The organism is Bifidobacterium sp. SO1 (genome assembly GCF_018555335.1).
Taxonomy (GTDB): domain Bacteria; phylum Actinomycetota; class Actinomycetes; order Actinomycetales; family Bifidobacteriaceae; genus Bifidobacterium; species Bifidobacterium simiiventris.
In genome coordinates this window covers 97,533-109,462 of record NZ_JAFEJR010000006.1, presented here as the reverse complement: position 1 = coordinate 109,462, position 11,930 = coordinate 97,533, and the positions used below count along the sequence as shown (strand labels likewise).

Sequence of the window (11,930 nt, the reverse complement as noted above, 5' to 3'; positions counted from 1 at the left end):
TATGAGCAAGACATACACAATCGCCGTGATCCCCGGCGACGGCATCGGCAAGGAAGTCACCCCGTGGGCGCAGAAGGCCCTCGAGAAGGCCGCCGAAGGCGTGGCCGACTTCACCTACGAACCCTTCGATCTCGGCGCGGAACGCTATCTGCGCGACGGCGCGATCCTGCCCGACGACGAGCTGGAACGCATCAAGAAGACCGACGCGATCCTCCTCGGCGCGGTCGGCGACCCGCGCATCAAGGCCGGCATCCTCGAGCGCGGCCTGCTCCTGAAACTCCGTTTCGCGCTCGACCAGTACGTGAACCTGCGTCCGTCCAAGCTGTACAAGGGCGTCACCTCGCCGCTCGCCAACCCGGGCGACATCGACTTCGTCGTCGTGCGCGAGGGTACCGAAGGCCTGTACTGCGGTGCGGGCGGCGCGGTCCGCCGCGGCACCCCGCAGGAGGTCGCCACCGAGGTGTCCATCAACACCGCGTACGGCGTCGAACGCGTCGTGCGTTACGCCTTCGAACTGGCCATGAAGCGCCGCAAGCACATCACGCTCGTGCACAAGAAGAACGTGCTCGTCAACGCCGGCGACATGTGGCAGCGCATCGTAGACAAGGTCGGCGAGGAATACCCCGAGGTCACCCACGACTACTCGCACATCGACGCGGCCACCATCTACCTCGTCTCCGACCCGTCCCGCTTCGACGTGATCCTCACCGACAACCTCTTCGGCGACATCCTCACCGACGAGGCCGGCGCGGTCGTCGGCGGTGTCGGCTACTCGGCGTCCGGCTGCATCAACGCGTCCAACGAATACCCGTCCATGTTCGAGCCGATCCACGGTTCCGCCCCGGACATCGCCGGCAAGGGCATCGCGAACCCGACCGCCGCGATCCTGTCCGCCGCCATGCTGCTCGAACACCTCGGCTTCGACGATGCGGCCAAGAAGATCCACGCCGCCGTCGAGGCCGACATCGAGGAACTCGGTTCCACCCAGCGCACCACCGATCAGGTCGGCGAGGACATTCTCGCCCGCATCTGACGGATTCGTGAATACGCATGTAAAGCCCTGCCGGCAACGGCGGGGCTTTATTATTGCCGCATGGGAATATTGCGAGGCGAATGCAAGACGCCGGGCGGCAAACTGGTCGCCGTACGCGTGACGGTCGACGGCAGGGTCGGGGATGCTGCCGGACGGAATGTGGTCGGCTGCCGGTTGGATGGCGATTTTTTCGTCGATGGCGACGATGCGGCGGCGCGGGAGCTGATCGACGCGATCGAACGCGCGCTGATGAACGGCGAAGCAGTGGAATCGGTGATCGAACGGTACGAAACGGCGACGGGCGTGCGGTTGGTCGGCACCGATGCGGCGGCGATCGACACGGCATTTATGCGGGCGACGGGCGGTAGCTCGGCGATGGGTGTGGAAGATTGCTCGACTCGGCTGCGTCTCGCTCGGCCTGACAGTAATGGGGAAGCGATCGCTCGACACGACAATATAAGAGGGGAGACGCTCGCTCCGGAGATCGAGCGGCGCTGGGCTGCACTGCGACCGGTGGTGATCCACGACATACCGCGTGGGCCGGCCGAACAGATGACCATCGACGAACAATGGGCGCGCGAGGTCGCATCCGGAGAGCGCCCCGCGACCATCCGATTCTGGGAATGGGCCTCGCCGGCCGTGGTCGTCGGCCGCTACCAGTCCATTCCGGACGAGGTACATGAGGACGTCGCCGCACGCGACGGATTCGCCGTCGTACGACGCTGCACCGGCGGCGGCGCGATGTTCATCGAACCCGGCAACACGATCACCTACTCGCTGTACGTACCACTGTCGTTCGTCGCCGGCATCGGTATCGAGGAATCATATCGACTGTGCGATCACTGGCTGATCGAATCGCTGCACGCCATCGGAGTGCGTGCCACGTTTTCCGGCGTCAACGACATCGCCGCAACCGATCCGGCAACCGGCGCTCCGGCAGGCAAGATCGGCGGCGCGGCCCAACGCAGGTTTCCCGCCAAACCGGCCGCGGACGGCCATGCGGCAGGTCCCGGCTCTCTTCTGCACCACGTCACGCTCGCCTACGACATCGACGCGGACCACATGGGCCGCATCCTCAACACGTCCGCCGAAAAACTCTCCGACAAGGCCGTCAGATCGGCCCGCAAACGCGTCGATCCGCTGCGCTCGCAGACCGGAATGCCGCGCGACGAGATCGTTCGCCGCATGATCGCGTACCTGCGTACGACATATTGTTCGTGAACGCGGGGAGACGAACCGGGGGCGACCGATTACAATATGAACAGTCGCGACCGGTCGGCGCCGACCGCGATGCGGTGGTATGCGCGAATGACAGTGGTACGGCGAGGTAAGCAAAGGATGGTGCGATAAGCGTGAAAAGCCCCAACGAGATGCCTGATCAGGGCAACACCCTGCTGCACACCGCCCTGTTCTCCCAAGTATCGTCCGAACAGGCCGAGGAACTGCTGCCGTACCTGATGGAGGCCCGGTACGACAAAGGCGAATGCATCTTCCACGAAGGCGACACCGATCATCGCATGTACATATTGGAATCGGGCAAGGTCAAGCTGATCCGCACATCGTCGGACGACCGCGTGCAGCTGCTGTCGATCCACGCACGCGGCGAGATCCTCGGCGAGATCCCGGTGTTCGACCCGGACGGCGGTCCGCGCACGGCCTCGGCGGTGGCGATGACGAGCGGCACCCGCGTGGTGTGGCTGGAACATGACGCGTTGTTCGACTGGCTCGGCAAATACCCGCGCGTCGCCGTGAACATGCTGCAGGTGCTGGCAAGGCGCATGCGCGAGAACAACGAACGCATCAGCGACCTCGTATTCATGGACGTGCCGGCCCGGATCGCCAAGACGCTCGTTAACCTCGGCAGCCGTTTCGGGGAGCCGGTCGAGGAAGGGCTGCTCGTGCCGCATGACCTGACGCAGGAGGAGATGGCCCAGCTGGTCGGCTCCTCGCGCGAGACCGTGAACAAAGCGCTCACCGATTTCTCGAACCGCGGCTGGATCGCGCGGCGCGGACGGTCGGTGATCATCTACCAGCCCGGCATGTTGATCCGGCGTTCGCGGCGCTGACGGCCGTCGGGAAGCGCGCGGATCCAGCGAATATTCAGCAACTCTCATGATGTTGCGGGTTTTGTGACGATCGCCCGGCACGCCGGTGGGCGGGGCCGGGGCCGGTATACCCGCCCCTTTAGAATGAGCAGCATGCCCAAGAAGAATCCTCTGACAATCTCGCGTGTGCTTGCACTGGTGTTGGCCTATCTGTCGCTGTGCGTGGCGGGTGGCGTCGCCGGCAGTGTGCTGCTCATTCCCGGCGTGTTCGCGGCCAACCGCATGGTGCAGGCCATCGTGCCGTCGCTGCAGGTGGAGGGCATCGACTTCGACGTGACCAGCCTGCCGCAGAAGTCCACGATGTACGCGAAGGACGGCACCACGCAGATCGCCCAGTTCTATGAGGACAACCGCATCGTCGTGCCGATCAAGGATGTCTCGCTCTACATGCGTCAGGCCGTCGTCGCGCGTGAGGACCGTCGATTCTTCGAGCATTCCGGCGTCGACGTGCAGGGTGTGCTGCGCGCGTTCGTCACGAACTATCTCAAGGACACTAACCAGGGCGGCTCGTCGCTGACCCAGCAGTACGTCAAGAACGTGCTTATCACCACGGCCGAAAGCAACAACGACCCGATCTCCCAGTACCACGCCTCCGAGGACACGTACGCGCGCAAGATCCGCGAGATGCTCATCGCCGTGCAGATGGAGAAGAAATACTCCAAGCTCGAGATCCTGCAGGGCTACCTCAACATCGCGCAGTTCGGTTCGAACCGACTCTACGGCGTCGAGACCGCGGCTCAGTATTACTTCGGCGTCTCCGCCAAGGATCTGAACCTCGTGCAGTCGGCCACGATCGCGGCCATCACGAAGAACCCGGAGAACTACGACCCGTCGATCGAGCAGAACCAGAAGGAGGCGCAGAAACAGCGCAACATCGTGCTCGACCTGATGTGGGAGCAGGGATTCATCAAGGACAAGAGCGAGTACGAGACGGCGAAGAACACGCCGATCGCGGACACGCTCAGCATCCATCCGATGACCTCCGGCTGCGTGAACGCCGGAGACTACGCGTTTTTCTGCGACTACGTGACCCACCGCATCCTCAACTCCGAGGAGTTCGGCAAAACGCAGGCCGACCGTGAGGCGCTGCTCAAGGAAGGCGGTCTGACGATCGTGACGACCTTGGACGTGGACGCGAGCAAGCTGCTCATGGACACCGCCCGCGCCACGATTCCGCCGACCGATCCGACCGGATTCGAGATCATGATGGCGTCGGTCAAGCCCGGTACTGGAGAGGTGCTCGGTTTCGGCATCAACCGCTACTACGCCGTGGGCGATACGAGCGACGACCAGACGAAGACATCCATGAACTATATGGTCGATCAGGTCGACGGCGGCGGCGCCGGCTTCCCGGTCGGTTCGTCGATCAAGCCGTTCAACATGGTCGCTTGGCTGCAGGCCGGGCGCTCGATCAACGAGAACCTGCAGACGAGCACGGTCTACCCGGTCAGCGAGTTCATGTGCGACAACTACAACGGCAGCTCGCAGCAGTATTCGGGCATCGGTTCGGCCTGGGAGGTCACGAACGCGGACGGCGGCAACGTGAACCCGGAAAGCCCGCTCAACGGTCTGGTGCGATCGCACAACACCACGCAGGCGTCGATGGGCGCCGTGCTTGGCCTGTGCCGTGTGGCCGACGCGTACACCGCGGTCGGCTACCATGACGCGTCCACGCTGGAGACGATCGACAAGACCACCAAGATCTATGTGCCGTCCATGATGATCGGTACCGTCAACGTCTCCCCGTTGACGATGGCGAACATGTACGCGACGTTGGCCGCGGATGGCGTCGAATGCACGCCGATCGCCATGACCAAGGTCACGCGCAAGAACGGCGAGGAGATCGCCGTGCCGAAGGCCAACTGTCATCAGGCCATCGACAAGGACATTGCGCAGACCGTCGCCTATGCGATGAACCAGGGCACGGTCCGCTCCGACGGCGCCGGCGTGTTCGCTAAACTGTCGAGCGGACGCAAGACGTTCGCCAAGACCGGTACGAACGAAACGACCTACATGGCCACGGGCGGCTTCATCCCGAACGAGATCGCCACGTTCGTGCTCATGGGCGACGTGCAGGCCCCCTACCAGAACCAGGTGGCGAACGTGTCCATCAACGGCACCTACCGCAGCTACTGGGACGGCGGCACGATTGCAGCCCCGGCGTGGAAGGCGTTCATGGACGCGTACGCCGACAAGAAGGGCATGAGCGTCGACGTCGGTAAGGACTACGGCAACGCCGCGAGCAAGTACACGACCTCGAGCGGCGGGGTGACCACGATCCAGGGATCGACCCTGTCGAACTCGACGCGGTCGAACAGTTCGAGCGGGACGAGCACGAACAACTCGACCAATTCGAATTCGACCAATTCGAACACGCAAGGCACCACCAATAACGGCAACGCCTCGAACGAGAACAACGGCGGAACCACGAACGGCGGCCAGTGACCGTCTCGGCAGGCCGGCTACGTAGCCCGCTGCCGGTCTCGTAGTATGCATGAACGCCCGTCCCAGCGACGGGCGTTCGTCGTACAATGGCGTCAAAAGGGGTGGCTCGGAAAGGAACCGACATGAGCGATGAAGACGGCAAGTCCGCCAAGAAGACGAAGAAGAACAAGAAGGGCGCGGATCTGTTTTCCCCGATGCCGTTGCGTGGTCTGACCGTGCGTAACCGCATCTGGATGCCGCCGATGGACACGTACTCGGCCGTGGCCCGCGACGGCAAGCCAACCACGTTCCATTACCAGCATTATGTGTCGCGCGGCATGGGCGGCTTCGGCATGATCATCGCCGAGGCTACGGCCGTGGCGCCGGAAGGACGCATCTCGCCGTGCGACGTGGGCCTGTGGAACGACGATCAGGTCGAGGCGTGGCGCTGGATCGTCGACGGCGTGAAGGCGACCGGCGCGGTGATGGCCGTGCAGCTCAACCACGCCGGACGCAAGGGATCCACCGGCTGCTTCGGTGTGGGATTCTCCGGCGACAGCGTCCCGTTCGAGGACGGCGGCTGGCAGACCGTGGCCCCCAGCCCGATTCCCTACGGCCATTATGCGATGCCGCGTGAGCTGAGCGTGGACGAGATCCACGGCATCGTCGCGCAGTTCCGCGACGCGGCGGCCCGTGCGGTCTCGGCCGGGTTCCAGGCGATCGAGATCCATGCCGCGCATGGCTATCTGATCTCGCAGTTCCTTGATCCTTTAAGCAACGAGCGCACGGACGAGTACGGCGGCGATCTGTCCGGTCGCATGCGGCTGCTGGTCGAGGTGGCCGATGCGATCCGTTCGACGATCCCCGACGACATGCCGCTGCTCGTACGCATCTCCGCGACCGATTGGGCCGCGGGCGGCTGGGATCTCGATCAGACCGTGGAGGTCGCGAAGGTACTCAAGGAGCACGGCGTCGATCTGGCGGACGTGTCGACGGGCGGCATCGTGCCGAACGTGACGATTCCGGTCAAGCCGAACTATCAGGTGCCGTTCTCCACGCAGGTGCGCGAACGCGCCGGCGTGCCGGTGACGGCGGTGGGGCTGATCACCAAGCCGAAGCAGGCCGCGAAGATCGTGGGGCGCGGCGAGGCGGATGCGGTCGAGATCGGGCGTGCGGCGTTGCGCGACCCGTACTGGCCGTTGCGTGCGGCCGCCAAGCTTGGCGTGCCGGTCGCGGACGCGCCGTATCAGCCGCAGTACGTGCGCGGCGCGTACTGAGCAACGATCCATGAACATGATGATGTCATTTCGAGCGAGGCAATAGCCGAGTCGAGAAATCTTTCTGATGTATTGCCAGATGAAAGATTTCTCGACTCGGCTGTACCTCGGTCGAAATGACATATAAGCGCGACGACCGAGGCGATGAGACCGGACTATCGGCTCACGCGTCCGCGCCGATGGCTTCGGCGACGCTGCCGTAGCCATCGCGACGCAGCAGCTCGGCCAGACCGCGCTTCAACACGGTGATCTGCTGTGGGCCGCGGTACATGAGCGCGGAGATGAACATCACCAGACTCGCGCCGCAGCGGATCTTCTCGTACGCCTGCTCGGGCGTGAACACACCACCGATGCCGGCGATCGCGAACCGGTCGCCGTACTCGCGGTACACCTGACGCACCAGTGCATTGCTTGCGCGGTACGTCGGGCCGCCGGAGAGTCCTCCTTCCCAGTCGCGCGGAATCTCCATGCCGGTACGATCCTTCTGCAGGTTCGCAAGGCTCACGCCCTGCACGTTATGCTCGGCCAGCACGTCGAGCAGGGCGCGGAACTCCTCCCAGCTCTTGTTGAGCGGCATCTTGACGAGCGTCGGCTGCGGGCGGTCGATCTTGTCAAGCGCGGTGAACAGGCGGTCGAGCGCCTGAGGGGTCTGGGTGAACGGTTCGCCGGCGTGCGTGTTCGGGCAGGACACGTTCACTTCGACCATCGTGGTGCGTCCGGCCGCGCGGCGCATCGAGATGCAGTAGTCTTCGATGCCCTCGTCCAGATCGCCGCATTTGTCGTCGTTCGTGCGCGCGATCGACACGGAGATCTGCATGTCCTTCGCCTTCGTCCATGCCTTCTCCGCGCGCTCGATCACCTTGTCGGAACCGTCGTTCGCAAGTCCCACGTGCACCATCATCGAATCGTACTCGGGCAGACGGTGGAACCACGGCTTCGGATTGCCCGGGCAATACCGCGCGGTGGTCGAACCGACCGTCTCGAATCCGAAACCGACGTTGTCCATGAGCACCGGCATGTCGCAGTTCTTGTCGAGGCCGGCGGACAGGCCGAACGGATTAGCGAAGTCGATGCCCATCACATTCGTTTCGAGGATCGGGTCGGTGTAGTCGAGCATCTCGTTGAGCAACCACATGAGCGGCGGGATGTTCTTGGTGATGCGGCAGAACTCGATCATCTGGTCGTGCGCCACGTCGGGCGTGTGGTTGAACACGAAGTACGGCTTGATGACGTGCTTGTAGCCGAAGGTGAATAGATCGGTGGTCGCTTTGTTCACGGCGTCGTGCCAGAAGCTTTCAGATACATAGGTCATGCGTTCCATTGTGGCACCGGCGGGGGAGAAGAGGAATCATGGATGGCGTGCTGTTTTGTGCGTTTTGAATGAACGATTTGTGTGATTGTCGGCGTGTTGTGGTGCGAAACGCTCATTTCGGTTTGGTTTGTGAGCTTATGTGTGCGATAATGTTCGAATGATTTCCTCACAACGTCAACATCTGATACTGAGCAGGCTGCGCACCCGCGGTGCGGTGCGCATCACCGCGCTGAGCAAGGAACTCGGCGTTTCCGCCATGACCATCCGCCGCGACATCGCCGAACTGTCCGACAAGGGATTGTTGAAGCGCGTCCACGGCGGCGCCGTGACCACCAGCACGTTGTTGAGCGAGCCGCTGTTCTCCGTAAAGTCGCAGATGGACATCGGCCTGAAGGACGCCATCGCGCAGGAGGCCGTCAAATACGTGGCCCCCGGCGACGTGATCGCCATCGGCGGCGGCACCACGGCGTACGTCTTCGCCCAGCATCTGCTCGAATCGCAGCAGTCCAGCGGCATTACGATCCTCACCAACTCGATTCCGGTGGCCGAACTCGTACAGGCCCTTGAATCGAAGGACGTCGAAGTGATCGTCACCGGTGGCGTTATCACCAGGTCCAACTCGCTCGTCGGGCCGATCGCTGACAAGGTCGTCGCGTCGCTGCGCGTCAACACCGTGTTCCTCGGCACGCACTCCGTGTCGTTGCCGCGTGGCTTCCTCATGCCCAACTCGCTGGAAGCCGCCACCGATATGGCGATGATGGACATCGCCGATCGCACCATCATTCTTACCGATCACACCAAGTGGAGCTGCACCTCGCTGTCGTTGTTCGCGCGCTTCGATCAGGTGGATACGGTGATCACCGACGACGGGCTCGACCCGGACTCGGCGAGCAAGACCAAGGAATTGGTAAAGGAGCTCGTGCTGGCCCACCAGAGCGAGCAAACGGAGGAAAGTGAGTGATTCCCATGGCAGATTTTGCCAACTACGAACCGGGTGCATACGCGAAGGAGCACATCCGCATCACGCCGACCACGCTGGCCGACGGCCGTGACTTCTTCTACCTCGACGACGATCCGGAGTACGTGTCCGGCAAGAAGATGCGCGAACTGCACGATCCGCGTCATCTGGCCTACCGTTTCGCCAACCAGCTGAACGCCGCCGGCGAGGAAGTGCCGTACGCGGCCCCCGAAATGCGCCGCGACCCGCTGACCGGCGACTGGATCCCGATGGCGACCGCACGCATGAACCGCCCGATCACCGCCGGCCCGGGAGCCACCGCCAAGGGCAATCCGCTGGCCGCCCGCAAGCCCGGCGACCCGTACCAGGACGGCGAGGTGCCGGACACCGACTACAACGTCGTCGTGTTCGAGAACCGCTTCCCGTCGATGGTGCGCGTGCCCGGCCGCTCCGAAGACGTGACCTATGTCGACGGCAACCCCCTGTGGGAGAAGAAGATGGCCGTCGGCCGCTGCGAGGTCATCTGCTTCGACCCGAACGAGCACGGTCTGCCGGCCGACCTGCCGGTGTCCCGCCTGCGCACCGTCGTCGAGGCGTGGGCGTTCCGCACCGCCGAGATCTCCAAGATGGACGGCATCGAGCAGATCTTCCCGTTCGAGAACCACGGCCAGGAGATCGGCGTCTCGCTCGCCCACCCGCACGGCCAGGTCTACTGCTACCCGTTCATCGCGCCGAAGCTGGAGCAGGAGCTCAAGCACACCGAGGCGTATCACGAGAAGACCGGCGGCAACCTGCTCAAGGACATCATGAACGCCGAGATCGAAGCGGGCGAACGCATCATCATGCGCAACCACAGCTGGGTCGCGTACGTGCCGGCCGCGGCCCGTTGGCCTCTCGAGGTGCACGTCGCCCCGGTGCGCGACGTGCTCACCATCGACCAGCTCAACGACCAGGAGCGCTGGGATCTCGCCTCGATGTACTCGCACCTCCTGAAGCGCGGCAACGCGTTCTTCGACAAGGGCGACGGCAAGGGCATGGACCTGCCGTACATCGCCGCATGGCACCAGGCCCCGATCCACGACCCGCGCCGCGAGAACTACCGCCTGAACCTGCAGTTCTTCTCGTTCCGCCGCGCCGCCAACAAGATCAAGTACCTCGCCGGCTCCGAATCCGGCATGGCCGCCTGGATCTCCGACACCACGCCGGAACTCATCGCCAAGCGCTTCCATGAGCTGGGCGACGTGGACATCGCCGACTGATCGATCGCATATACGGATCGCCAATACAGAAAGAAACACCAATGACCGCTGTTGAATTCATCGAACCGATTTCCCACGAGGCCGGCGTCGAGCAGGCCACCGCACTGTTCACCAAGACCTACGGTGTCAAGCCGGAAGGCGTCTGGGCCGCTCCGGGCCGCGTCAACCTGATCGGCGAGCACACCGACTACAACGCGGGCCTGTGCCTGCCGATCGCGCTGCCGCACCGCACGTTCATTGCGCTGTCGCCGCGCGACGACACCAAGGTGCGTCTCGTGTCCGACGTGGCTCCCGACAAGGTAGCCGAAGCCGACCTGTACGAACTGCAGGCGCGCGGCGTGGACGGCTGGGCCGCCTACCCGACCGGCGTGGCGTGGGCGCTGCGCGAGGCCGGTTTCGACAAGGTGCAGGGCTTCGACGCCGCGTTCGTCTCCTGCGTGCCGCTCGGTTCGGGCCTGAGCTCGTCCGCCGCGATGACCTGCTCGACCGCGCTCGCCTTGGACGACGTGTACGGGCTCGGCTACGGTTCCTCTGACGCTGGCCGCGTGACGCTGATCAACGCCGCGATCAAGTCCGAGAACGAGATGGCCGGCGCGTCCACCGGCGGCCTCGACCAGAACGCGTCCATGCGCTGCACCGCCGGCCACGCGCTGCTGCTCGACTGCCGTCCGGAACTCACCCCGCTCGAGAACGTCTCCCAGCAGGAGTTTGACCTCGACAAGTACGGCCTCGAACTGCTCGTGGTCGACACGCAGGCCCCGCATCAGCTCAACGACGGCCAGTACGCCCAGCGCCGCGCCACCTGCGAACAGGCCGCGAAGATCCTCGGCGTCGCCAACCTGCGCGTCACCGCCGACGGCATCGCCAAGGCCGACGACCCGTTCCAGGCGCTCAAGGAGACGCTCGATGCGCTGCCGGACGAGACGATGAAGAAGCGCGTGCGCCACGTCGTCACCGAGATCGAGCGCGTGCGCTCCTTCGTGCACGCCTTCGCCAAGGGCGACATCGAGGCCGCGGGCCGCCTGTTCAACGCCTCGCACGATTCGCTGGCCGCCGATTACGAGGTCACCGTGCCCGAGCTCGACGTGGCCGTGGCGGTCGCCCGCAAGAACGGCGCCTACGGTGCGCGCATGACCGGCGGCGGCTTCGGCGGCTCGATCATCGCGCTCGTCGACAAGGGCCGCAGCCACGAGGTCGCCCAGGCCATCGCCGACGAGTTCGAGAAGCAGGGCTTCCACGCGCCGAGGGCTCTGGCTGCCGTGGCGGCGCCGAGCGCGTCGCGTGAGGCGTAATCGCAGTCCGGTGGACTGCGATTAGCCACGGCCGAGACGAGCCGATAGGCGAGTCGAGGTGATGATGAGTCGGCCGTAGGTCGTCCGTAATTGCAGGACGTCGCAGCGCCGAGCGCGAGCCGCGAAGCGTAGCACGACACGCCCGGGCGTACTTACGAAAAATCGAAAACCGTATTACGATCACGTCTCGTCTTGAATAATCGCATGCCATATGGTGTTTTGTCCGCCGTATGGCATGCGATTTTTTTGTTGCCGATCGTGACCCGGACG

The 11,930-nt window shown here is 64.0% G+C and carries 9 protein-coding genes; 8 read left to right on the top strand and 1 reads right to left on the bottom strand.

Annotated features, from left to right (window positions below):
- Position 1: 1 nt before the first annotated feature.
- The 5 genes from JS541_RS06845 to JS541_RS06825 all read left to right on the top strand — a co-directional run bounded on the left by JS541_RS06845 (position 2) and on the right by JS541_RS06825 (position 6,839).
- Positions 2-1,033, top strand: a complete 1,032-nt coding sequence (locus JS541_RS06845; protein ID WP_214373712.1) for a 3-isopropylmalate dehydrogenase — start codon at positions 2-4, stop codon at positions 1,031-1,033.
- Positions 1,034-1,093: 60 nt separating this feature from the next.
- Entirely contained in the window at positions 1,094-2,254 is a 1,161-nt protein-coding gene (locus tag JS541_RS06840; RefSeq protein WP_214373711.1) for a lipoate--protein ligase family protein, read from the top strand.
- Positions 2,255-2,379: 125 nt separating this feature from the next.
- On the top strand, positions 2,380-3,099 hold the full coding sequence (locus JS541_RS06835) for a Crp/Fnr family transcriptional regulator (protein WP_214373755.1): 720 nt from the start codon (positions 2,380-2,382) through the stop codon (positions 3,097-3,099).
- A 123-nt stretch (positions 3,100-3,222) separates the two neighbouring features.
- Positions 3,223-5,583 carry a transglycosylase domain-containing protein gene (locus JS541_RS06830; protein WP_214373710.1) on the top strand — a complete coding sequence of 787 codons (2,361 nt, stop codon included), beginning with the start codon at positions 3,223-3,225 and terminating at the stop codon, positions 5,581-5,583.
- Between the two features lie 122 nt (positions 5,584-5,705).
- Positions 5,706-6,839, top strand: a complete 1,134-nt coding sequence (locus JS541_RS06825; protein ID WP_236036886.1) for an NADH:flavin oxidoreductase/NADH oxidase — start codon at positions 5,706-5,708, stop codon at positions 6,837-6,839.
- A 163-nt stretch (positions 6,840-7,002) separates the two neighbouring features.
- Here the strand turns inward: JS541_RS06825 and JS541_RS06820 are convergent, their stop codons facing one another.
- Entirely contained in the window at positions 7,003-8,151 is a 1,149-nt protein-coding gene (locus JS541_RS06820; RefSeq protein ID WP_214373708.1) for a quinone-dependent dihydroorotate dehydrogenase, read from the bottom strand.
- Positions 8,152-8,308: 157 nt separating this feature from the next.
- Here JS541_RS06820 and JS541_RS06815 point away from each other — a divergent pair, with 157 nt between their 5' ends.
- Genes JS541_RS06815 through galK form a run of 3 tightly spaced genes read left to right on the top strand, consistent with a single transcriptional unit; the run spans position 8,309 to position 11,660 of the window.
- A complete protein-coding gene (locus tag JS541_RS06815; protein ID WP_214373707.1) occupies positions 8,309-9,112 on the top strand; it encodes a DeoR/GlpR family DNA-binding transcription regulator in 804 nt (267 codons plus the stop codon).
- A 5-nt stretch (positions 9,113-9,117) separates the two neighbouring features.
- A complete protein-coding gene (galT, locus tag JS541_RS06810) occupies positions 9,118-10,368 on the top strand; it encodes a galactose-1-phosphate uridylyltransferase (RefSeq protein ID WP_214373706.1) in 1,251 nt (416 codons plus the stop codon).
- A gap of 41 nt (positions 10,369-10,409) precedes the next feature.
- A complete protein-coding gene (gene galK / locus JS541_RS06805; RefSeq protein ID WP_214373705.1) occupies positions 10,410-11,660 on the top strand; it encodes a galactokinase in 1,251 nt (416 codons plus the stop codon).
- Positions 11,661-11,930 lie beyond the last annotated feature (270 nt).